This window comes from Isoptericola sp. b408 (assembly GCF_030588085.1).
Lineage (GTDB): Bacteria > Actinomycetota > Actinomycetes > Actinomycetales > Cellulomonadaceae > Isoptericola > Isoptericola sediminis.
Genome location: NZ_JAUQYQ010000003.1, coordinates 284,515 through 305,867, shown reverse-complemented (window position 1 = coordinate 305,867; position 21,353 = coordinate 284,515). Strand labels below are relative to the sequence as shown.

The window sequence follows — 21,353 nt, the reverse complement described above, 5'->3', positions numbered from 1 at the left end:
GCCCGAAGCGGCGCGCGCGCCGTACCGTAGGGGCATGACCGACGAGCGACGGGCCGACGACGACCCGGCGACGAGCCCCCTGACCGTCCCGCCGTCCTCCTCGGACGTCCCCCTGACCGCACCCCGGCCCTCGCTCGGGCTCCTCACCGACCGGTACGAGCTGACGATGCTCGCGGCGGCGCTCGCCGACGGGACCGCCCACCGCCACTGCGTCTTCGAGGTGTTCACCCGTCACCTCCCGGCCGGCCGACGGTACGGCGTGCTGGCCGGCACGGGCCGGCTGCTCGAGGCGCTGCCCGCCTTTCGTTTCGGGGACACCGAGCTCGACTTCCTGGCCCGGCAGCGCGTGGTCGACGACCGGACCCTGGAGTTCCTGCAGGACTTCCGGTTCACCGGGACCGTCACCGGCTACGCGGAGGGCGAGACGTTCTTCCCGGGGTCGCCCGTGCTGCAGGTCGAGGGCACCTTCGCCGAGGCGGTGGTGCTGGAGACGCTGGTGCTGTCGATCCTCAACCACGACTCCGCCATCGCCTCGGCCGCGTCCCGGATGACCAGCGCCGCGGTGGACCGTCCCGTGATGGAGATGGGCTCGCGGCGCACGCACGAGGTCGCCGCGGTCGCCGCCGCCCGGGCCGCCGTCGTCGGCGGGTTCGTCGGGACGTCGAACCTCGAGGCCGGCTACCGCTACCGGCTCGAGACGATCGGTACCGCCGCCCACGCGTTCACGCTCCTGCACGACGACGAGAGCTCGGCGTTCTCCTCCCAGGTCTCGTGGCACGGGGTCGGGACGACGCTGCTGGTGGACACCTACGACGTGCGACGCGGCGTGGACCGGGCGATCGAGGCGGCCGGCACCGGGCTGGGGGCCGTCCGGCTGGACTCCGGCGACCTCGGGGCGATGGCGATCGACGTCCGGGCCCGGCTCGACGAGCTCGGGGCCACCGGCACCAAGATCGTGGTGACCTCCGACCTGGACGAGCACGCCATCGCCGGCCTGGCCGCCGCACCGGTGGACGCCTACGGCGTCGGCACCGCGCTGGTGACGGGTTCGGGCGCCCCGACCTGCGGGATGGTCTACAAGCTCGTGGCGCGCGCCGACTCGGCGGGCCGGCTGCAGGCGGTGGCGAAGGCCTCGGCGCACAAGTCGACCGCGGGCGGGCGCAAGGCGGCCGCCCGCCGGCTGGACGAGGACGAGCGGGCCGTCGAGGAGGTGCTGTTCACGGGTCCGGACGAGGACGTCGTGGCGTGGGAGCCGCCCGAGGACGCCGCCGACGGCGGCCGACTGCGCCCCCTGCAGGTGCCGCTGGTCACGGACGGAGCGATCGACTCGCGGTGGGTCGGCGCCCACGGGGTGAGCACGGCGGCCGAGCAGCACACCAGGTCCCGCAACGAGCTGCCCCGGGGAGCCCGGCGGCTCTCGGCCGGCGACCCGGCGATCCCCACGGTCACCGAGTCGTTGTCCTGACCGGCCGCGGCGGGGCCGCGGGAGCGCGCGTCAGCGCTTGCCGACGAACCAGCCGCGCACGGTCTCGACCCGGGCGTCGAGCTGGTCGGCGGTGGCCAGCGGCACCTCGGGACCGCCGCAGCGCCGACGCAGCTCGTTGTGCACCTTGCCGTGCGGGGTCCCGCTCTTGCGCGCCCAGGCGGAGACCAGCTTCGACAGCTCCTTGCGCAGCGCCGCCGCCCGGCGGTGCTCCTGCTCGGACTGCTCCAGGACGGCCTCGCCGGTGGTGGCGCCGTCGCGGCCGCGGGTCTGCGCCGCCTGACGCTGGCGCAGCAGCGTGGAGACCTGGTCGGCGTCCAGCAGCCCCGGGATCCCCAGGAAGTCCTGCTCGGCGTCCGAGCCGATGTCGCCGCCGGTGCCGAACTCGCCGCCGTCGAACAGCACACGGTCGAAGGAGGCCTGCGCGTCCAGCGCCTCGAAGGAACCCGTCAGCTCCCCCGACGCCTTCTCCTCCTTGTTGGCCGCGGCCAGCAGGGCGGCCTCCGGGTCGTACTCGATCCCCTGCTCCTCGGCCGTCTGCGGGCGGTCGAGGGCGTGGTCGCGCTCCGCCTCCAGCTCGTTGGCGAGGCCGAGCAGCAGCGGCACGCTCGGCAGGAACACCGACGCGGTCTCGCCGCGTTTGCGGGCGCGGACGAACCGGCCCACCGCCTGGGCGAAGAACAGCGGCGTCGAGGTGCTCGTGGCGTAGACGCCCACGGCCAGCCGGGGCACGTCGACGCCCTCGGAGACCATGCGCACCGCCACCATCCAGCGGTCCGTCCCGGCGGAGAACTCGTCGATGCGCGCCGAGGCGCCGTCGTCGTCGCTGAGCACGACCGTCGGCGAGGTCCCGGTGATGCGGGCCAGGTGCCCGGCGTACGCGCGGGCGTCGGCCTGGTCCGTGGCGATGACGAGGCCGCCGGCGTCCGGGACGGAGCGGCGCATCTCGGTCAGCCGCCGGTCGGCCGCCGCCAGCACCGAGGGGATCCACTCGCCGCGCGGGTCCAGGGCCGTGCGCCACGCCTGGGAGTGCATGTCCTTGGTCATGTCCTCGCCGAGGCGTGCGCTGACCTCGTCCCCGGCGCGGGTCCGCCAGCGCATCTCGCCGGAGTAGGTCATGAACAGCACCGGGCGCACGACGTGGTCGCGCAGCGCGTCGCCGTAGCCGTAGGTGTAGTCGGCCCTCGAGCGCCGGATGCCCTCGGCGTCGGCCTCGTAGGTGACGAACGGGATCGAGGCGGTGTCCGACCGGAACGGGGTGCCGGTGAGCGCGAGACGTCGCGTGGCGTCCTCGAACGCGTCCCGGATGGCGTCGCCCCAGCTCAGGGCGTCACCCCCGTGGTGCACCTCGTCGAGGATGACGAGGGTGCGGGCGGCCTCGGTGCGCGCCCGGTGCAGGGCGGGCTTGGCGGCCACCTGGGCGTAGGTCAGCGCGACGCCGTCGTAGTGCGACCCGTGCTTTCCCTGGGCGTTCTTGAACGACGGGTCGATCCGGATGCCCACCCGCGCGGCGGCGTCCGCCCACTGGTGCTTGAGGTGCTCCGTCGGCGCGACGACCGTCACCCGCCGGACCACGCCGGCGTCGAGCAGCTCGGTGGCCACCCGCAGGGCGAACGTGGTCTTGCCGGCGCCCGGCGTGGCGACGGCCAGGAAGTCACGGGCCGAGCGCTGGTGGTAGAGCTCCAGGGCCTCGGCCTGCCACGCCCGCAGGTTCGACGCCGTCCCCCACGGGGCACGACGCGGGTACGCGGGGCTGAGGTGGGAGGCGGCCGAGACCGAGGGCGACTGCGGCAGCGGTTTGGCCGGCTCGGCGGCGGCGGCGAAGAGGTCGACGGACTCCGACTCGGGAACCGGCAAGCTCACGACTCGGAGTCGGAGTTGCCGTCGTCGCCGTCCTGCGGGTCACGCAGGCCGTCGTAGATCTCCTTGCAGATCGGGCACACCGGGAACTTCGCGGGGTCGCGGCCCGGCACCCAGACCTTGCCGCAGAGCGCGATCACGGGCTTGCCGGACATCGCCGACTGCATGATCTTCTCCTTGCGCACGTAGTGCGCAAACCGCTCGTGGTCACCCGGCTCCGCCGACTGCTCCCGCGTGTCGGGGCGCTCGAGCACGCTCGTCCCCGACCCGGTGTCCTGCGAGGGGTCGGCCGGCGGGGTGGAGAGGGGCTCGCTCATGCGCCCCATCCTACGTGCCGGACATCGTGGGTCGAGGCGAACCGGCACCTCCACCGGAGCGTGCCGGACGGGTCACGAGTCAGGTCCGCACGCGCCGGGTCAGGGCACGTTCCGCCGAGTCAGGGCGCTGCCGTGCGAGTCAGGACGGTCCTCCGCGAGTCAGGGCGGGCCCGGGACGAGGAGGTGCGCCCGCCGACGGTTCGGCCCGGGCGCACCAGGACGCAGCGCGCGGAACGTCACACCGTGACGTGCTCCGCGCTGCCGTCCCCTGACCCGCGGCAAAGAATCCTGACTCGCGACCAGGCATCCTGACTCGCGACCGAGCATCCTGACCCGCGACCAGGCATCCTGGCCCGCGGGTCAGAGGCCCTGCCAGGCAGGCTTGGAGTCGTACGTCTGGCGGTAGTAGCTCGCGAGCTGGAGCCGCGAGGCCGCGGCCTCGTCGACGAGGACCGTGGCGTGCGGGTGGAACTGCATCACCGTCGCCGGCCACAGCGCCGAGACCGGCCCCTCGACCAGCTGGTGCACGGCCTCGGCCTTGTGCCGGCCCGTGGCCAGCAGCACCAGGTGCCGGGCCTCCATGATCGTGCCCAGCCCCTGGGTCAGGCAGTGGGTGGGCACCTGCTCGACGTCCCCGTCGAAGAACCGCGCGTTGTCCACCCGCGTCTGGGTCGTCAGCGTCTTGATCCGCGTGCGCGAGGCCAGCGACGACCCCGGCTCGTTGAAGGCGATGTGCCCGTCCGTCCCGATCCCGAGCAGCTGCAGGTCCACTCCCCCGGCGTCCGCGATCGCCCGCTCGTACGCCGCGCACGCGGCCGAGAGGTCCGACGCGAGCCCGTCCGGTCCCTGCACCTGGTCCGCCTGCCAGTCCACCCGCTCGGCGATGTCGGCGGCGATGACGTTGCGGTACCGCTCCGGGTGGTCGGCGGCCAGCCCCACGTACTCGTCGAGCATGAAGCCGCGGGCCCGGGCGAACGACAGCCCGCCCTCGGCGTGGCGTCGCGCCAGCTCGTCGTACACCTGCGAGGGGCTGGACCCCGTGGCCAGACCGAGCACCGCCTGCGGCCTGCGCCGCAGCAACGCCTCGATCGCCTCGGCGGCCAGCACCGCCAGCTCCTGGGCGGGAGCGATCACGACCTCCATCGAGGTCTCCTTCCTTCGTCGGTCATGCGCCGTCGTCGGCCGTGCCGTCGAGCAGCGGGGTGATGAGCGCGTCGTACTCCCGGGCGACCGCGGCGACGTCGCCGCCGCGCGCGATCTCCTCGAACAGGTCCTCGTAGAGACCTCGGGACTCGATCTCCGCCCAGCCGGGCGCGGCCGGGGTGAGCCGTGAGGCCTCCGCCGTCGCCACCAGTGTGCGACCGAAGACGTCGTCGGTCATCAGGTCGGTGAACCGGGTGTCGGCGGGACCCAGCCCGGACTCGGCGAGCATCGTCTGGTACGCGTCCGAGTAGACGACGCGCAGCAGGTCCTCGGAGAGCGCGGCGTTGCGGGTCAGCGACGAGATCGCCAGGTTCGAGCCGCCGGCGAACACCGGCGCGACCCCGCCGTCGACGCCCGGGAGCGCGAACACCCCCCACGTGTCCTCGTCGGCCATGCCGTCGCGGACCTCGACGCCCTGGTCGTCCCGGACCAGGTCCCCCAGCTCCCAGCGGGCCCACGAGGGGGCCATCATCGCGGCCGCCGCCGGGACGCCGGACTCGACGCCGTCGTTGAGGTACTCCCAGTAGCCGGTGTCGACCTCGGTCGTGGGCAGGAACGAGGCGTGCCGGTAGACGTCCTGCCAGGCCTCGAGCCCGGCCACCGTGTCCGGGTCGGACAGCGTCGAGACCCACGAGCCGTCCCGTTCGACGGCCAGGTCGCCGCCGTGGGCGAACACCCAGGAGATCCCGTTGCGCCAGTCCTGGCCGCCCAGGGCGAACCCGGCACGACTGCCCGTGGTGAGCGTCGTGACGGCGTCGCCGAACTCGCCCAGCGTCTCGGGCACCTCGACCCCGGCGCGGCGCCACACGTCCTTGCGGTAGAAGACGTGGCGGGAGCCGAAGTAGTACGGCAGGGCGTACACGGTGCCCGCGACCGACCCCGCCTCGACGAAGGACGGCAGCAGGTCGTCCCCGCCGAGCTCGGCGTACAGCGCGGGCGAGATCTCACGGAACGCACCCGCATGGGTGAACGTCGGAGCCTGCGTGTTGCCGAGCTCGACGACGTCGGGGGTCGCGGCGGGATCGCCCAGGGCCCGGTGGAGGTCGTCGACGAGGGTGGGCCACTGCTTCTCCTCGATGGTCAGCGTCGCGCCGGGATGGCGCCGCTCGAAGGTCGTCACGAGGTGGTCGCGCAGCTCGTCACCGGTGTCGGCGCCGACGAGCCACAGGACGATGTCGTCCGAGACCTCCGGCTCGACCTCGCCCGCCCCGCACCCGGCGGACAGCGCGGCGAGCACGACGGCGGCCGTCGCGGCCAGGGCCCGGCGGAGTCGCACGGTCGATGGTTCCTCTCGGTCGTGCCCGCGTCGGCGGCGTGCCGGACGGGCGGGGTGTCGGCGCAGGGCCGGTCGGGACGCGCCTCAGCGCAGGTCGGGCACCCGGGCAGCGTGCCCGCGCCCGACGACGGCGGCGCCGACCGCTCCCACCGGGACCCGGCCGGGGGCCAGGCGGACGCGGCCGGGAAGGTCGAGGCTGCGCAGGAACCCGGAGGCCGCGGACTCGTCCTCGAGGGCCCCCTGCACGGCCTCGAGCAGCGGCCGGCCGAGCTGGGAGACCCCGCCGCCGAGGACGACGTAGCGCACGTCGACGCTGAGCACGAGCAGGCGGACGGCGGCCGCGACGGCGCTCGCGTACCGGTCGCGCACGGCGACGGCCCGCGGGTCCCCGGCCTCGGCCGCCTCGAACAGCTCGACCGGGGCGGGCCGGCCCGACGTCGTCGGCCAGACGGCGCTGATCGCCGAGCCCGAGGCGTAGAGCTCGAGGCAGCCGCGCTGGCCGCACGCGCACGGCGGACCGGCGGGGTCCACAGGGACGTGACCGATCTCGCCGGCCGCCCCGTGGCTGCCGCGACGGAGCCTGCCGTCCAGCACGACCCCGGCGGCCAGACCGGTGCCGAGGGCCAGGAACGCCAGGTCGACAGGTCCGGAGGTGGGGTCGGCGACCTCGAGGAGGTGGGCGGCCCCGATGGCGGCGACGTTCAGGTCGTTCTCGACGCCGACGCCGATCCCGCCGAGCCGCGCGGAGAGCAGCGTCGCGAGCTCGAAGGCCTCCCCGTCCAGGCCGAGGTTGACCGCGTGGCGCACGCTGCCGTCGACGGCGTCCACCAGACCGGGGATGCCGACGCCCACCCCGGTGACGTCCTCGACCGGGACGTCCGCCGCGCGGGTGACACCCTCGACGGCGCGCACGGCGCCGTCGAGGACGCCGCGGGGCCCGGGGGCCGTCGGGAGGCGCGTCTGCGCCGCGACGGTGCCGTCGGGGGCGAGCAGGACGGCGAGCGTCTTGGTGCCGCCGATGTCCAGGCCCACGCTGGGTCCGGGCGACGCCGGAGGCGTCGCCGTGCCGTTCTCGTCCACGTCAGCCCTTCACCGCCCCGGAGACCAGACCCGAGGTCATCCGCCCCTGCACGAACAGGAAGAAGACGATCACCGGCACGGCGATGAGCGTGGAGGCCGCCATGACCTCCGCCCAGTTGATGCCCCGGTTGGCCGACGCCGACAGGAAGCTGCGCAGCCAGATCGGCAGCGTCTGCGCCGACTCGGCGGGCAGGATCACCAGCGCGGTCGTGAACTCGTTCCACGCCTGCAGGAACGCGTACACCCCGGAGGCGACGAGACCGGGGGCCAGCAGCGGGAACGTGATCCGCAGGAAGGCCCGCGGCCGCGAGAGCCCGTCGACCATCGCGGCCTCCTCCAGCTCGATCGGGACGCCCGCGACGAACCCGCGCAGCATCCAGACGGTGAAGGGCACGAGCATGGCCACGTACAGCACCGAGATGCCGATGACCTGGTTGAGCAGACCGAGGCTGGACATCATCTGGTACTGGGCGATGAACAGACCCTCGGCCGGCAGCATCTGGATGAACAGCACCGCGAGGATGAAGCTCGTCCGGCCCCGGAACCGCCACCGGCTGATCGCCAGGGCCGCGAGGAACGCGAAGGCCAGCACCAGCGTGATCGTCAGGAACGTCACCATGACGCTCATGCCCAGGGCGTTGAGGAACCCGGAGTCGGTGAGCACCGATCGGAGGTTGGTCAGCGTGAAGCTGACGGGCAGGAGCTGCGGGGTGTCGGCACCGAGGATCGCGTCCGGGGTGACCGCCGAGTTCATCATCCAGTAGACCGGGAAGACCCACACGAGGGCCATCAGCAGGCCGAGGGCGCTCAGCAGGATCTTGCCCGGCCGGATCCGACGACGGCGCACGGGACGTCGCTCCCCGGTGCGTGCCGCGGGGGCTGCGGTGTCCGCAAGGACGGCGCTCATGCCGCGTCCTCCTTCATGAGATAGCGCACGTACGGCCCCGACAGGACCATCGTGAGCACCAGGACGAAGAGCGAGACGGCGGCGGCGCCGGCGAAGTCCTGGCTGCCCACCCCGAGCTCGTAGATGTAGTTGCCGAGCAGGTTCGTCTCGGAGATCGGGGCGCCGGCGTCCTGCAGGAGCCGGATCTGGGCGAAGACCCGCAGGTCCCAGATGATCTGCAGCAGCAGCACGATCGCGATGACCGGCCGCACGAGCGGCATGATGATCCGCCACAGGATCTGCCGCGAGCCCGCACCGTCGATGCGCGCGGCCTCGAGCACCTCCTCGGAGACCTGGGTGAGCCCGGCGTAGATGGACAGGGCCACGAACGGCACCGACATCCAGATGACGACGAGCGATGCCACCAGGAAGAACGTCCAGACGTTGCCGAGCCAGTTGTACCCGTCGAGGTTCTCCCGGCCGAGCTGGACGAACATCCAGTTCACGACGCCGTTGCGGTCGTCGAAGAGCCAGCGGAACACGGTCACGGCGGCGACCAGCGGGGTGGCCCAGGCCAGCAGCAGGGTGATCTGCATCGACATGCGCACCCAGCCGGGCACCGCCCGCATCAGCACCGCGAGGCCGAGGCCGAGACCGACGGTCACCAGGGCGTTGACGAGGCAGAACGCGATGGACTTCGCCACCACGGACCAGACCTCGGGGTCGGTGAAGATCCGGGTGTAGTTGTCCAGGCCGATGAACTCCGGCGGGGCACCGAACTGCTGCATGAGCCCGAACTCCTGCAGCGAGGTGATGATCTGCCAGTAGACGGGGTAGCCGAGGCCGACCAGGAGGGCGGCGACCGCGGGGATCAGCAGGAGATAAGGGGTGGCCGGCGTGCGCCGACGGCGGATCGCGATGCCGTCCGATCCGGCGGTCCCGCCAGTGGTCAGGGTCATGCGGTCCTCCTTCCCGGTCATGGGACGAGCGGGGTGGCGGCCTGGTCGTGCGGCGCCACCCCGCCCGTCAGGGTGTTGCGTGCGGTGACGAGCCGGTCGTCAGCCCGCCTGGCCGTTGAGCATCGGCGTGATCGTCTCGTCGTACTCGGCGGCGAGCTCGGCCACGTCACCGCCCTCGGCGATCTTCTGGAAGAGCTCCTCGTAGACCGAGGCACCCTCGACGGCGGCCCAGCCCGGGGCGGCCGGCGTCAGCTTCGAGTTCTCAGCGGTCTCGACGGTGACCTCACCGAACTTGTCGGTCTCCATCACCGAGGTGAACTCCGTGTTGGCCGGCCCCAGGCCGTTCTCGGCGAGCATCGTCTGGTACTCGTCCGAGTAGATGACCCGCAGGAGGTTCTCGGCCAGCTCGGGGTGCTGCGACTGGGCCGAGACCGCCATGTTCGAGCCACCGGCGAAGACGGGGGCCACGCCGCCGTCGACACCCGGCAGGGCGAAGATGTCGAACGTCGAGGCGTCGGCCATGCCGTCGCGGACCTCCTCGCCCTCGTCGTTCTCGGTGAGGTCACCGATCGACCAGCGGGCCCAGCCCGGCGCCATGATCGTCGCCGCGTCCGGGGCGCCGCCCTCGGCGGTGTCGTTGAGGAAGTCCCAGTAGGCCACGTCGCGGTCGGTGGCCGGCAGGTTCGAGGCGCCCTGGTAGACGTCCTGCCACTGCTCGAGACCGGCGATCGTGTTCTCGTCGGAGAGGGTGGAGACCCACTCGTCGCCCTCCTTGACGGCGAGCTCGCCGTCGTGGGCGAAGATCCACGAGATGCCGTTGCGCCAGTCCTGGCCCCCGAGGGCGAAGCCGGACATGTCGTCGGTGCGCAGCTCCTTGACGGCCGCGCCGAACTCGTCGAGCGTCGTCGGGACCTCGAGGCCGGCGTCCGACCAGATGTCCGCGCGGTAGAACATGTAGCGCGAGCCGAAGTAGTAGGGCAACGCGTAGACGGTGCCGTCGACCGAGCCCGCCTCGACGAAGGACGGCAGCAGGTTGTCCCCGCCCAGCTCCTCGTAGAGTTCCGGCGAGATCTCGCGGAACGCGCCGGCGTTGGTGAAGGTCGGGGCCTGCGTGTTGCCGAGCTCGACGACGTCCGGGGTGTTCTCGGCGTCGGGCAGCGCGGTCGTGAGCTTGGTGACCAGGTCGCCCCAGTCCTGCTCCTCGATGGTCAGCGTCGAGCCCTCGTTCTCGGCCTCGAAGGTCTCGACGAGGTACTCGCGCAGCTCGTCGGGGGTGTCGCCACCGGCCACCCACATCGTGAGGTCGGCGGCCTCCGGTTCGCCGGCAGCCTCGGTCTCCGTGCCCTCCGAGCCGGTGTCGGTGGTGTCGCTGCTGCAGGCCGTCAGCGCCAGGGTCAGGGTGATCGTCGAGGCCGCGGCGGCGGCGACGAGTCGGGTTCTCTTCACGGGATGGTTCCTTCCACGGTGTTGCGGGGACGGCTCTGTTCGCGCCGCCGATGGATGAGGTTCGGAGGGACGGGTCACGAGACGCCGAGCTGGGCGCCCAGGACGAGGACGGCCGCCCCGGCCAGGACGACGTCGTCGTCCAGGGCGGCCATGCGCAGGTCCAGGCCGGCCGAGGTGGCCGGCATGGTCCGCGCGGTGATGGTCTCGAGCGCCGCGGTCCGGAGCGGTTCCGCGAGCAGCTCGGGCGGGCCGGCGAGGATGACCTCGCCGAGGTTCAACGCACCGACGACCGGCGCGAGGGTCTTGCCGAGCGTGCGGCCGACGTCGGCCAGCACGGCCTCGGCCTGGTGCGCGTCGAGCCCCTCGGTCGCGCGCCGGAGCGCCGGGGCGGACAGGACCGTCTCGAGGCAGCCGCGCCGCCCGCAGGCGCACGGCTGACCACCCTCCTCGACGACGGTGACGTGCCCGAGCTCTCCGGCGGCGTCACCGGCACCGTGCACGCGGGCACCGTCGACCATGACGCCGGCGCCGACACCCTTGCCGACGGTCAGCACGATCATCGAGTCGCCGCCCCCGCCGTAGGTGTACTCGGCGAGCGCCGCGGAGTTGGCGTCGTTGGCCACGTGCACCGGGAGGCCGAGCCGGTCGGTGAGCAGCGCGGCCAGGGGCAGGTCGCTCCACTCGACGTTCGGCGCCTCGACGACGCGCCCGGTGTCGTCGACGACGCCCGGCGAACCGACACCGATGCCGATGACGGGGCGGGTCGCCGACGCGACGAGGCGCCGGGCGAACCGGGCCAGCAGGTCGACCAGGTCCTGTCCCCGCCGGCCGTCGACCGGCAGGACCTGGCGGTCGACGGCCTCGCCGGTGAGGGTGAGGACGGCGCCGCGCAGGACGGTGTCGTCGGAGAGGTCGAGCCCGACGATCTGGTACGCGTCGGTCCGCATCCCCACGAGGATCGCCGGCTTGCCGACGCGGCGTCCGGGCTGCGTCCCGAGCTCCTCGACCAGGCCCTCGGCCAGCAGGACGCCGACGAGGTCGGAGACCGTGACCCGGGTCAGGCCCGTGGACCGGGAGAGGCCGGCCCGCGAGGTCGGCCCCTCGTGGAACAGGTGCTGGAGCACCAGCGACCGGTTGTGCGCCCGAGCGTGCTCGGGGAGCACCTTGGAGGTCGCTCGCAGACCGCCGCCCAGGCCCCGTCGGCTGGTGCGCGTCGTTGTCGTGGTCATGTTTGTTAGTAGAGCGTCCTTACAGATCGCCTGTCTATCGTACGGAGCCCTTCGTTATTTGATCGTTACCTGCCCTGGACTCGTCCCGGGCCGGATGTCACGGTCCTGGCACGGTCGCATCACGATCGGTGCGAAGGACCGGATCCTCGCTGGTCAGGGGCCTAGAGTCGGGGTCATGCCGACCCGCGCACTCGGTCGCCGAGCCACCGCCCTCACCGTCGTTGCGATCCTCACGTTCGGGCTCGCCGCCTGCACGGGCTCCGACGAGAACGTCTCCGTCGGCGTGGACACCGCCACCGACGACGTGGCGAGCACGTCCGCCGCCGACGCCGCGGCGGTCGCCGAGGAGTCCGTCGTCACCGAGGCGGACCGCACCGCCGCCGTCGACCGCGAGGTGGTGGTCACCGGGTGGATCGAGATGACCTCCCCCGACCCCTCCCGCACGACGGCCGAGCTGACCCGGATGGTCGAGGGGGCCGGCGGACGCGTCGACCAGCTCACCGAGTCGCCCGACCTCGACGGCGAGCCGGGCCCCGCGTCGATGACCGTGCGGATCCCGGCGGCACGGACGACCAGCGCCGTCGAGGCGCTCTCGGAGCTCGCGACCGTCCAGCACGTGGAGGTCACGAAGGACGACGTCACGAGGCAGGGACAGAACCTGGACGCGCGGATCTCGGCTCTGACGACCTCCACGAAGCGCCTGGACGAGCTGCTGTCCCAGGCGACCTCGACCGAGGACCTGCTCGAGGTCGAGCGTGAGCTCGCGGCCCGCCAGGCGGAGCTGGACTCCCTGGTCGCCCAGCGCGAGGCGCTCAGCGACCAGGTCGCGATGTCGACGCTGCACATCCAGATCACCCCCCGGACGGCTCCGGTGACGGCGCCGGCGAGCGGGTTCGTCGACGGGCTGGAGACCGGGTGGAGCGCGCTCGTGGCCGCCGCGAAGACCGTCGTGCTCGTCCTCGGCGTGCTGCTGCCGTGGCTGCTGCCGATCGGTGCCGTCGGCCTGATCGTGTGGTTCCTGCGTCGGCGGCGGTCCTCCGCTCCCCCGTCCGGGCCGGGCCGGGGCGAGGACGACCCCCGGGGTCCGGGGTCGCCCGCCCCGAGCACGGGCGCGTCGGACCGCGAACCCGAGCTGGTCGGCTGACCGCAGCCGGCCACCGGGCCGGCGGACCCGGGTGCGCCGGCAGGACGACGCCCGCCCCTCGAGCAGGTCGCGCGCAGGTCTGGTGCACGGCCGAGGGGGCCCGGGACGTCATGCCCCGGGCCCCCTCGGCCCTGCGACCTCGGTCGCGCCGCCGTGCGGCGGCGACCGGTCAGTCGGTCCTGGTCCCGGTGTCCGGCTCCCCGGGCCCCGTCTCGGGCGGCTCCTCACTGCCGGTTGCGGAGCGCTCGGTCGCCGCAGCGCTCCCGGTCGTCGCCCCGGACGACACCGCGGCCCCCTGCAGCGCGGCCGCACGTGCCGACGCCCCGCGTTGCCCCGCGCCGGCGCGCCCCATGAAGCGCCATCGGGCCATCAATCCGGCGAACTGGGCCTCGACGGCGGTATGGCGTTCGGTCCGCAGCGACTTGTAGAGGCTGAAGACCATCAGGAAGTTCAGGATGAAGATCGGGAGCCCGATCACCGTGATCACCTGTTGGAGCGCGGCGAGACCGTCCCGGCCGGTCACCCCGCCGAGGATGATCAGCGACGCGGCCAGCATGCCCTCGCTGACTCCCCAGAACACGCGCTGCCGGGTGGGGCCCGAGTCGGCGGTGCCCACGCAGAGCATGTCGACCACCAGGGACGCGGAGTCCGACGACGTGGCGAAGAACAGGGCGACGACGATGACGGCGATCCCCGAGACCAGGGTGGCCGCCGGGTAGTTCTCGAAGAAGGTGAACATCGCCAGCGCCACGTTGTCGGCCACGGCCTCCGAGATCGCGCCTCCGCTGCCGCCGATGCCGTCGAGCTCCATCGCCGACCAGCCGAAGATGACGAACCACACCATGGTGAACACGGACGGGGCGATGAGCACGCCGCCGACGAACTGCCGGATGGTGCGGCCCTTGGAGATGCGGGCCAGGAACACGCCCATGAACGGCGCCCAGGTCACGGTCCACGTCCAGTAGAAGACCGTCCAGCCACCCTGCCAGCCCCAGCCTCCCTCGCTGGTGAACTGCGACATCGCGTCGTTCCAGAAGGCCAGCCCGATGAGGTCCTGGGCGTAGACGCCCACGCTCTCGGGGATCTGGCGCAGCAGGAACAGGGTGTCCCCGGCGATGAGGACGAAGATCATCAGGCCGACGGCCATGAGGATGTTGATGTTCGACAGGCGCTTCACGCCCTTGTCCAGCCCGGCCACGATGGAGCTCACGGCCGTGATGGTCAGCACGGTGATGACGACGACCTGCAGCAGCGTGCCGTTCTCGATGCTGGGGAAGAGCGCGTTGACCCCCGCCCCCACCTGGGAGGTACCGAGACCGAGGGAGACCGCGAGGCCGAACAGGGTGCCGAGCACCGCGAAGATGTCGATCGTCTTGCCGATCGGTCCGTGGATGCGCTCCTTGAGGAAGGGGTAGAAGACGGAGCTGACGCGCAGCGGCAGCTTGTACCGGTAGACGAAGTAGCCGAAGGCCAGGCCCGGCAACGTGAAGATCGCCCAGGTGTGCAGGCTGAGGTGGTACAGCGAGATCGACATCGCGTCGCTCGCCGCCTCGGCGGAGTACGGGGCCACGTCGTCGAACGGCGGCGTCGAGAAGTGCGAGATCGGTTCCGCCACGCCCCAGAACATCAGCACCGTGCCGATGCCGCCGGCGAAGAGCATCGCGAACCACGACAGGTTCGAGTACTCGGGCCGTGATTCGTTGTCACCCAGGCGCAGGTGACCGTACTTGCTCAGGGCCACGTAGGCGAGGAACACCAGCCAGAACGTCACGCCGATGATGAAGAACCAGCCCAGGTTGGTGACGATCCACTCCCGGCCGGCTCCGAACGCGTCACCGATCTGCGTGGGGAAGACCAGCAGCAGGAGCAGGAACAGCACCATCAGGCCGGCGGAGGTGAAGAAGATCGTGGGGTTCGTCTCCAGGCCCAGCCGCCGGGCGAGCCTGTCGAGTCGTGCTTCGGCCATGGCCGACCTCTTTTCGCACTCGGGCGGGTGGTCCCCGTCACGCCGGGATTCGTCCACCTTGGCGAAGGTGGACCACGCTGTCCACCGCAAGCGCGAATTCGTCGGACTCGCCGGGCCGGCCGTCTTCCCTGACCGACCGCGGCCCGCGGGCACGACGAAGGCCCGCCTGACGCGGTGTCAGGCGGGCCTTCGTCGTGACGAGTGGAGCTGCCGGGAATCGAACCCGGGTCCGGTAGCGCTTTTCCAGGGCTTCTCCGGGCGCAGTCTGCTGCGATTTTCTCGGCCCCCGCACTCACGCAGACAAGGTGCGGACGGGCCCAGTCATCTGGAAGTCCCCGTCGCCCCGATGACGAGGGCGACGAGCAGTGGCTCTCTAGATGACGTGAGCTACCGGGTCGAGAGCGCTCCCGGGCTCACGGACTTCGGAGCTCGCTCAGGCGGCGAGGGCGAAGTCGGTGCGCTTGTTATCGGCACCTATAGGTTTGCAGGCAAGCGTTAACGAGATGAGCACTGCATCCTCGGCCCGCTTCCCCTGGAAGCACGACCACCGTCGAAACCGATCAGCCCCTATGGATTTGTCAAGATCCGCACCGGCCGTGGCGGACCACCGCCGGTCTGTCCATCGTAGTGGATGAACGCCCCAGGTCGCACAGATATTTCCGCACCGGGGCAGCGCCGCCGCGAGCCGCGGCACGGTGCGCCGCAGCGCCGTCAGCCGAGCAGCTCCTGGCGTCGCATGGCGCGCTGGGCCTCCCGCAGGTCCTGCTTCTCGCGCAGGGCCTGGCGCTTGTCGAACTCCTTCTTGCCGTGGGCCAGCGCGATCTCGAGCTTGGCCCGCCCGTCCAGGAAGTACAGCCGCAGCGGGACGATCGTCTTGCCCTTCTCCCGGGACTTGACCCCGAGGCGGTCGATCTCGTCGCGGTGCAGCAGCAGCTTGCGTCGACGGCGCGGCGCGTGGTTGTTCCAGGTGCCCTGGAAGTACTCGGGGATGTGCGCGTGCTCGAGCCAGACCTCGTCGTGGTCGACGGTGACGTAGCTCTCGGCCAGCGACGCACGCCCCATGCGCAGCGCCTTGACCTCGGTCCCGGACAGGACGATCCCGGCCTCGAGCACGTCCTCGATCACGTAGTCGTGGCGGGCCTTCTTGTTGTTCGCCACGACCTGGCGCGGGTCCGCCGACTGCTGCTTCTTCTTGGCGCCCTTGGACTTGTTGGACACGGTCTCCTCCTCCCTGGGTGACGCGACGCTCCAGGATACGCGGCCTCGGACCCGGGACCAGCGGATTTTCGCTCAGGGCGGTCACGCCGCTCCGCAGGTCAGTTCAGCCAGCCCCGCATCGGGTCGACCGTGCTGCCGTTGAGCCACACCTCGAAGTGCAGGTGGCACGCCCCGGAGGACCCGCTGCTCCCGGAGTACCCGATCACCTGGCCCTTGGAGACCTTCTGCCCGACGTAGACCACGTCGCGCGACAGGTGCAGGTACCGGCTCATGACGCTGTCCCCGCGGTGCCTGCCGTGGTTGATGAGCACGTTGTTGCCGGGGCTCGACCCGTAGTAGGCCTGCTCCACGTACCCGCTCTGGGCGGCGTAGATGGGGGTGCCGCAGTAGCTGCGGATGTCCGTGCCCGCGTGCAGCCGGGTGTAGCCGTACATCGGCAGGTAGCGCATGCCGTAGCTGCTGGTCACCACCCGGTAGTTCGTCGGCCAGCCCAGGAACGGACCCGAGGGGGTCGACGAGCCGCCGGAGCTGGACCCGCCTCCGCCACCCGCGCTCGAGCCACCGCCGGAGCCCGAACCGCCGCCCGAGCCGGAGCCGCCCCCGCCGCCCGAGCCGCCGCCGGAGCCGGAGCCTCCCCCGCCGCCCTGGCCCGACCCGCCACCGGAGTCCTGCTGGCCGCGCTCCGCCGCACGCTGCTCGGCGGCGCGCTGCTCGGCCTCGCGCTCGGCCTGCCGGCGTGCCTCGGCCTCCTGGCGTCGGCGCTCCTCGGCCTCACGACGCTTGCGCTCCTCCTCGAGCCGACGGTCGCGCTCGGCCTGCTTGGCGATGATGTCCTTGATCTCGGACTGGAGCTGGTCGCGCTCGGCCTCGTTCTCCTCGAGCTCCGCGATCGTCTCGTCCCGCTGGTCCGCGATCGTGGCCTTGAGCCGCTTCTGCTCCTCGATGAGCCGCTCCACCTCGGCCTTGCGCTCCGCCGCCCGCTGCTCGGCCTCCTGCGCGACCACGACGTTCGCGTCCGCCTCGGCCTTGAGGACCGCGATCGTCTCCCGGATCGCGTCGAGCCGCGCCTGCTGGTTGCGGGCCACGGTCTCGGCCTCCTGCAGCTCGGTCACCGAGCGGGACCGGCTGCGCGCGGCCGACGCCGTCACGGACAGGTCGTCGAGGAACTCCTCCGTGGACTGCGCCCCCGTGACCAACCCGATGGTGCTGGCGTCGTCCCCGCGGCGGTAGGCCTCGCGCGCCATCGCGGCGACGTCGTCCCGCGCCTCCTCGACCTTGCCCTCGCCGGCCTCGATCTCCTGGGCGACGGCCTTCTCCTCGTCCTCGGCGTCGGCGAGCCGGTCGGCGAGCACCGCCGCCTTGCGGCGGGCCTCGGCGAGGGCGGCCTGCGCCTCGGCGAGCTCGGCCTGCGCCACCGGCAGACGCCCCTCGACCTCGTTGAGGTCGAGCACCGCCTGGGCGAACTTGTCGTTGGTGTCCTCGAGCTCGTGCTGCAGGTCCTGGCGCTCCTCGCGCTTCTGGCGCTGCTGCTCCTCCGCGGCGGCACGCTGGTCGTCGAGCTCGTCGGCGACGACCGGTGCCGTCGGGCCGATCAGCAGCAGCGCGGCCAGCACCCCGGCGAGGGCGCGGCGCAGGCGGACGACGTCGGGCACGGCGGATCACACCCTCGTGTAGCGGTGGAGGGTCACGGCGGAGGAGACGGCGGCGACCGCCACGGCCAGGCCCAGCAGCAGCGGGGCGATGGTGAGCACGTCGGCCGGGGTCACGTGCTCGACCCAGTCCACCGACGCGGCGAGCCAGTCGACGACGAGGTACTGCACGGCCGCCCAGAGCCCGACGACCGCCAGGACGGCCCCGAGCAGTGCCGCGATGGCGCCCTCGAGCATGAACGGCAGCTGGACGAACAGGGTCGAGGCACCCACGAGCCGCATGATCCCGGTCTCGCGCTGCCGGGACACCGCGGAGAGCCGGATCGTGGTGATGATCAGCAGCGCCGCAGCGACGAGCATGACGACGGCGAGACCGACGGCCACCAGCGAGGCACGGTTCAGCGCCAGGAACAGCGGGTCGAAGATCGCCCGCTGGTCCTCGACCACCTCGACGCCGTCCCGACCGGAGAGCACCTCGTCCACGACCTGGTACTGCTCGGGGTCGGCGAGCTGGAGGCGGAACGAGGCCTGCATGTCGTCCGCGGTGAGCTGGGTGCCCTGGTAGCCGTCGGGATACTGGGCGGAGAAGGCCTCGAAGGCGTCGGTCTTCGACTCGAAGTACACCGTGGACACGACGCCGTCGAGCTCGGTGCTGATCGTGCGCTCCAGGGTGCTGATCTGCTCGGGGCTGGCCTCGCCCTCGGCGCACGTCGGCTCGGTGGAACCCTCGGGGCAGAGGAAGACCGAGACCTCGACGAGGTCGTACCAGTCACCCTTGAGCTTGTCGATCTGCACCTGCAGCAGCGCGGCGGCTCCGACGAACGTCAGGGAGACGAACGTCACCAGCACCACCGAGACCACCATCGTGGCGTTGCGGCGCAGACCACCCAGGACCTCGCCGAAGACGAACTGCAGGCGCACCGCTCAGGCCTCCTCGGCCCGGGACGCCCCCGACATCGCCCGGACCTCCTCGTCGTCGGTCTCCGCCGGCGGCGGGTCGACCCCCCGGGCCGCGGCCTGGTCGGCCGCACGTTCCGCGGCGACGTCACCGGGCTCGGGGCGCACCGAGATGCGGCGGGCGGGCACCCCCCGCCCGGGGGCGTCCAGGACGGCGACGGGACCGACCTGCGGCAGGATCTCCTCGCGGCGGCCGTAGACGGCGTCCTTCTCGTCGCGCACGACGTGCCCGGTGGAGAGCTCGACGACCCGGCGGCGCATCTCGTTGACGATCTCGTCGTCGTGGGTCGCCATCACCACGGTGGTCCCGGTGCGGTTGATCCGGTCCAGCAGCCGCATGATGCCCTGGGAGGTCGTCGGGTCGAGGTTGCCGGTGGGCTCGTCGGCGAGCAGGATCTTGGGGCGGTTGACGAAGGCGCGGGCGATCGCGACGCGCTGCTGCTCCCCGCCGGACAGCTCGTGCGGCCGCCGCTTCTCCTTGCCGTCGAGCCCCACCCACTCCAGCACCTCCGGCACGGTCGTGCGGATGTGGTGGCGTGGGCGCCCGATGACCTGCAGCGCGAAGGCGACGTTCTCGTAGACGGTCTTGTTCGGCAGCAGCCGGAAGTCCTGGAAGACCATGCCGATGCCGCGACGCAGACCGGGCACCCGCCAGGGCGAGAGCCGGGTCAGGTCGCGCCCGGCGACGTACACCCGTCCGCCGGTGGGGCGCTCCTCGCGCAGCACGAGCCGCAGGAAGGTGGACTTGCCGGAGCCGGACGCGCCGACGAGGAACACGAACTCGCCCCGCTCGACGTCGACGGAGACGTCGTCGAGCGCGGGTCGCGCCCCCCGCGCATAGACCTTCGAGACGTTCTCGAACCGGATCACGGCGTACCTCCCACCGGGTGGATGCCTGCCAGGCGCAGGCGTTCACCCGATCCGAGAGTCGCACGCGAGATCCTGCCCCCGACGGCAGACACGCGGCGTGTCGCGGGCACCGGTCCGTTGCTGGCCGCAATCGTCCGGGATTGTCCGGTGGGCCGGGCCGGCACACCTCGTGCCGGGTCAGGGCGGAACGCGCCGAGTCAGGCCCGACCGTGGCGAGTCAGGGCGGAACGCGCCGAGTCAGGGCCGGGCCGGACGGACCTCAGTTCTCCGACTGGTTGCGGCGCCAGCGGATGCCGGCCTCGATGAACTCGTCGATCGCGCCGTCGAACACGGCCTGGGTGTTGCCGGCCTCGTGCTCGGTGCGCAGGTCCTTGACCATCTGGTACGGGTGCAGGACGTAGGAGCGCATCTGGTCGCCCCAGCTCGCCTTGATGTCGCCGGCGAGCTCCTTCTTCTTCGCGGCCTCCTCCTGCTGACGGAGCAGCAGCAGGCGGGACTGCATGACGCGCAGCGCCGCGGCGCGGTTCTGGATCTGCGACTTCTCGTTCTGCATCGACACGACGGTGCCGGTCGGGATGTGCGTCATGCGCACGGCGGAGTCGGTGGTGTTCACCGACTGGCCGCCTGGCCCGGAGGACCGGAACACGTCGATCTTCAGCTCGTTCTCGGGGATCTCGATGTGGTCCGTCTGCTCGATGAGCGGGATGACCTCGACCGCGGCGAACGACGTCTGGCGCCGCCCCTGGTTGTCGAAGGGCGAGATGCGCACCAGGCGGTGGGTGCCGGCCTCGACCGACAGGTTCCCGAACGCGTAGGGGACGTTGACCTCGAAGGTGGCGGACTTCAGGCCCGCCTCCTCGGCGTAGGAGGTGTCCATGACCTTGGCCGGGTAGCCGTGGCGCTCGGCCCAGCGCAGGTACATGCGCATGAGCATCTCGGCGAAGTCCGCGGCGTCGACGCCACCGGCGCCCGCGCGGATCGTCACGACGGCCTCGCGGGCGTCGTACTCGCCGCTGAGCAGGGTACGGACCTCGAGCGAGTCGAGCTCCTTGCGCAGCGCGGTGATCTCGGACTCCGCCTCGGTCAGGGAGTCGGGGTCGTCCATCTCGTGGCCGAGCTCGACCAGGGTCTCGACGTCGTCGATCCGCTGGGACAGCCGCTTGACCCGCTCCAGCTCGTCCTGCGCGTGCGAGAGCGCGGACGTGACCCGCTGCGCGTTCTCCTGGTCGTCCCAGAGGTCGGGAGCGGCCGCCTGCTCGGAGAGCTCGGCGATCTTCGCCTCCAGGGCAGAGGGGTCGCTCACCGACTCGATGGACTCGAGGGTGGAGCGGAGCCCCTTGATCTCGGCGGGGAAGTCGATAGTGGCCACGAGGAACCAGCCTACCTTTCGCTCACGACTCCCCCGGCACCGGCTGACCGAACATCTCGGCCGTGGTCCGGGCGCTCGGTCGGCCGGCGTCGACGTCGGCCCCGGCCTCGACGAGGACGTCGATCACGTGGGGGTCGCCCTTGAACACGGCTCCGGCGAGCGGCGACTGGCCCCGCTCGTTGAGCCGGTTCACGTCCGCCCCGCGCCGGGCCAGACCGCGGACGAGGTCGGCGTGCCCGTGGTACGCCGCCAGCATGAGCAGGGTGTTGCCGTGGGCGTCCGCGTGGTCCACCGGCACGCCGGCGTCGACGAACTCCAGCAGGAGGTCGGCGCCGGCCCGGGCCAGCTCGAACATCTGGTTCAGATCGACGGGGAGCTTGTCGTCGGCCATACCTCGAGCCTAGTGGACCGGGCCGGGCCGACGGCGCCCCGCCGGCCCGG

At 72.1% G+C, this 21,353-nt stretch carries 18 protein-coding genes and 1 other RNA gene; 2 read left to right on the top strand and 17 right to left on the bottom strand.

What is annotated here, in order from left to right; genetic code table 11:
• Positions 1 to 34: 34 nt before the first annotated feature.
• Positions 35 to 1,465, top strand: a complete 1,431-nt coding sequence (locus Q6347_RS09995; RefSeq protein ID WP_304607265.1) for a nicotinate phosphoribosyltransferase — start codon at positions 35 to 37, stop codon at positions 1,463 to 1,465.
• Positions 1,466 to 1,495: 30 nt separating this feature from the next.
• Here Q6347_RS09995 and Q6347_RS09990 read toward each other — a convergent pair whose 3' ends face one another.
• From Q6347_RS09990 to Q6347_RS09950, 9 genes are all read right to left on the bottom strand, one after another.
• Positions 1,496 to 3,277, bottom strand: a complete 1,782-nt coding sequence (locus tag Q6347_RS09990) for a DEAD/DEAH box helicase (RefSeq protein WP_304607412.1) — start codon at positions 3,275 to 3,277, stop codon at positions 1,496 to 1,498.
• Between the two features lie 65 nt (positions 3,278 to 3,342).
• Positions 3,343 to 3,660 carry a DUF3039 domain-containing protein gene (locus Q6347_RS09985; RefSeq protein ID WP_171247513.1) on the bottom strand — a complete coding sequence of 106 codons (318 nt, stop codon included), beginning with the start codon at positions 3,658 to 3,660 and terminating at the stop codon, positions 3,343 to 3,345.
• 360 nt (positions 3,661 to 4,020) lie between these two features.
• The gene (gene nagB / locus Q6347_RS09980) at positions 4,021 to 4,803 is read right to left on the bottom strand and encodes a glucosamine-6-phosphate deaminase (protein ID WP_304607264.1); all 783 of its coding nucleotides are present in this window, start codon (positions 4,801 to 4,803) and stop codon (positions 4,021 to 4,023) included.
• Between the two features lie 22 nt (positions 4,804 to 4,825).
• Positions 4,826 to 6,139 (bottom strand): extracellular solute-binding protein, encoded by a 1,314-nt coding sequence (locus Q6347_RS09975; protein ID WP_304607263.1) that lies wholly within the window; start codon positions 6,137 to 6,139, stop codon positions 4,826 to 4,828.
• Between the two features lie 84 nt (positions 6,140 to 6,223).
• Positions 6,224 to 7,219, bottom strand: coding sequence for an ROK family protein (locus Q6347_RS09970; RefSeq protein ID WP_304607262.1), 996 nt, complete (start codon positions 7,217 to 7,219; stop codon positions 6,224 to 6,226).
• Position 7,220: 1 nt separating this feature from the next.
• Positions 7,221 to 8,126, bottom strand: coding sequence for a carbohydrate ABC transporter permease (locus tag Q6347_RS09965; RefSeq protein WP_171247510.1), 906 nt, complete (start codon positions 8,124 to 8,126; stop codon positions 7,221 to 7,223).
• Positions 8,123 to 9,064, bottom strand: coding sequence for a carbohydrate ABC transporter permease (locus Q6347_RS09960; RefSeq protein WP_304607261.1), 942 nt, complete (start codon positions 9,062 to 9,064; stop codon positions 8,123 to 8,125). Before Q6347_RS09960 ends, Q6347_RS09965 begins: the two co-directional genes overlap by 4 nt.
• Positions 9,065 to 9,163: 99 nt before the next feature.
• Positions 9,164 to 10,510, bottom strand: coding sequence for an extracellular solute-binding protein (locus tag Q6347_RS09955; protein WP_304603528.1), 1,347 nt, complete (start codon positions 10,508 to 10,510; stop codon positions 9,164 to 9,166).
• Positions 10,511 to 10,584: 74 nt separating this feature from the next.
• Entirely contained in the window at positions 10,585 to 11,739 is a 1,155-nt protein-coding gene (locus Q6347_RS09950; RefSeq protein WP_304603527.1) for an ROK family transcriptional regulator, read from the bottom strand.
• A gap of 175 nt (positions 11,740 to 11,914) precedes the next feature.
• Here Q6347_RS09950 and Q6347_RS09945 point away from each other — a divergent pair, with 175 nt between their 5' ends.
• The gene (locus Q6347_RS09945) at positions 11,915 to 12,883 is read left to right on the top strand and encodes a DUF4349 domain-containing protein (RefSeq protein ID WP_304603526.1); all 969 of its coding nucleotides are present in this window, start codon (positions 11,915 to 11,917) and stop codon (positions 12,881 to 12,883) included.
• A gap of 169 nt (positions 12,884 to 13,052) precedes the next feature.
• Here the strand turns inward: Q6347_RS09945 and Q6347_RS09940 are convergent, their stop codons facing one another.
• The 8 genes from Q6347_RS09940 to Q6347_RS09905 all read right to left on the bottom strand — a co-directional run bounded on the left by Q6347_RS09940 (position 13,053) and on the right by Q6347_RS09905 (position 21,303).
• Complete coding sequence (locus Q6347_RS09940; protein ID WP_304603525.1) at positions 13,053 to 14,849, bottom strand: BCCT family transporter; 1,797 nt, start codon at positions 14,847 to 14,849, stop codon at positions 13,053 to 13,055.
• 199 nt (positions 14,850 to 15,048) lie between these two features.
• Positions 15,049 to 15,417, bottom strand: a transfer-messenger RNA (tmRNA) gene (gene ssrA / locus Q6347_RS09935).
• 143 nt (positions 15,418 to 15,560) lie between these two features.
• A complete protein-coding gene (gene smpB / locus Q6347_RS09930) occupies positions 15,561 to 16,067 on the bottom strand; it encodes an SsrA-binding protein SmpB (protein ID WP_171247504.1) in 507 nt (168 codons plus the stop codon).
• Between the two features lie 98 nt (positions 16,068 to 16,165).
• The gene (locus tag Q6347_RS09925) at positions 16,166 to 17,719 is read right to left on the bottom strand and encodes a M23 family metallopeptidase (protein ID WP_304603524.1); all 1,554 of its coding nucleotides are present in this window, start codon (positions 17,717 to 17,719) and stop codon (positions 16,166 to 16,168) included.
• Positions 17,720 to 17,725: 6 nt separating this feature from the next.
• The gene (ftsX, locus tag Q6347_RS09920) at positions 17,726 to 18,637 is read right to left on the bottom strand and encodes a permease-like cell division protein FtsX (RefSeq protein ID WP_304607260.1); all 912 of its coding nucleotides are present in this window, start codon (positions 18,635 to 18,637) and stop codon (positions 17,726 to 17,728) included.
• A 3-nt stretch (positions 18,638 to 18,640) separates the two neighbouring features.
• Positions 18,641 to 19,543 (bottom strand): cell division ATP-binding protein FtsE, encoded by a 903-nt coding sequence (gene ftsE, locus Q6347_RS09915; RefSeq protein ID WP_171247501.1) that lies wholly within the window; start codon positions 19,541 to 19,543, stop codon positions 18,641 to 18,643.
• Positions 19,544 to 19,802: 259 nt separating this feature from the next.
• Positions 19,803 to 20,912 carry a peptide chain release factor 2 gene (gene prfB / locus Q6347_RS09910; RefSeq protein ID WP_171247500.1) on the bottom strand — a complete coding sequence of 370 codons (1,110 nt, stop codon included), beginning with the start codon at positions 20,910 to 20,912 and terminating at the stop codon, positions 19,803 to 19,805.
• 22 nt (positions 20,913 to 20,934) lie between these two features.
• Positions 20,935 to 21,303 (bottom strand): ankyrin repeat domain-containing protein, encoded by a 369-nt coding sequence (locus tag Q6347_RS09905; protein WP_171247499.1) that lies wholly within the window; start codon positions 21,301 to 21,303, stop codon positions 20,935 to 20,937.
• Positions 21,304 to 21,353: the final 50 nt, after the last annotated feature.

Bases quoted from the DNA above. Each gene is read 5' to 3' on its own strand.
- Q6347_RS09985 (WP_171247513.1), bottom strand. From the start codon at position 3,660: ATGAGCGAGCCCCTCTCCACCCCGCCGGCCGACCCCTCGCAGGACACC.
- Q6347_RS09950 (WP_304603527.1), bottom strand. From the start codon at position 11,739: ATGACCACGACAACGACGCGCACCAGCCGACGGGGCCTGGGCGGCGGT.
- Q6347_RS09945 (WP_304603526.1), top strand. From the start codon at position 11,915: ATGCCGACCCGCGCACTCGGTCGCCGAGCCACCGCCCTCACCGTCGTT.
- nagB (WP_304607264.1), bottom strand. From the start codon at position 4,803: ATGGAGGTCGTGATCGCTCCCGCCCAGGAGCTGGCGGTGCTGGCCGCC.
- Q6347_RS09995 (WP_304607265.1), top strand. From the start codon at position 35: ATGACCGACGAGCGACGGGCCGACGACGACCCGGCGACGAGCCCCCTG.
- Q6347_RS09965 (WP_171247510.1), bottom strand. From the start codon at position 8,126: ATGAGCGCCGTCCTTGCGGACACCGCAGCCCCCGCGGCACGCACCGGG.
- Q6347_RS09905 (WP_171247499.1), bottom strand. From the start codon at position 21,303: ATGGCCGACGACAAGCTCCCCGTCGATCTGAACCAGATGTTCGAGCTG.
- Q6347_RS09940 (WP_304603525.1), bottom strand. From the start codon at position 14,849: ATGGCCGAAGCACGACTCGACAGGCTCGCCCGGCGGCTGGGCCTGGAG.
- Q6347_RS09960 (WP_304607261.1), bottom strand. From the start codon at position 9,064: ATGACCCTGACCACTGGCGGGACCGCCGGATCGGACGGCATCGCGATC.